The sequence below is a fragment of the Tepidimonas charontis genome (assembly GCF_007556685.1).
Taxonomy (GTDB): Bacteria; Pseudomonadota; Gammaproteobacteria; order Burkholderiales; family Burkholderiaceae_C; genus Tepidimonas; species Tepidimonas charontis.
The window spans coordinates 1-680 of the sequence record NZ_VJON01000110.1; the positions used below are offsets into that span (position 1 = coordinate 1).

The window sequence follows — 680 nt, forward strand, 5'->3', positions numbered from 1 at the left end:
CTATACAGGGGGATAATCCAGGGAAACTTGGTCTAATATCCCATAGTATTTAGAGGAGGCATCTTCTATAAATTAAAGCTTCGGTGGTATAGGATTGGCTCGCGTGACATTAGCTAGATGGTGAGGTAACGGCTCACCATGGCAATGATGTCTAGGGGTTCTGAGAGGAAGGCCCCCCACACTGGGACTGAGACACGGCCCAGACTCCTACGGGAGGCAGCAGTGAGGAATATTGGACAATGGATGGAAATCTGATCCAGCCATGCCGCGTGCAGGAAGACAGCCCTATGGGTTGTAAACTGCTTTTATATGGGAGCAATAAGGTCTACGTGTAGACTGATGAGAGTACCATATGAATAAGCATCGGCTAACTCCGTGCCAGCAGCCGCGGTAATACGGAGGATGCGAGCGTTATCCGGATTTATTGGGTTTAAAGGGTGCGTAGGCGGCCGAGTAAGTCAGCGGTGAAATTTTGCAGCTTAACTGTAACAGTGCCGTTGATACTGCATGGCTAGGATTTGGTTGCTGTGGGTGGAATGTGTGGTGTAGCGGTGAAATGCTTAGATATCACACAGAATATCGATTGCGAAGGCAGCTCACAAAGCCAAGATTGACGCTGAGGCACGAAAGTGTGGGGATCAAACAGGATTAGATACCCGGGTAGTCTCTGTCTCTTATAC

General features: G+C 49.0%; 1 rRNA gene. It reads left to right on the forward strand.

The window, feature by feature from the left end:
• Window positions 1-680 (forward strand): 16S ribosomal RNA (locus Tchar_RS13605); the annotation flags it as partial.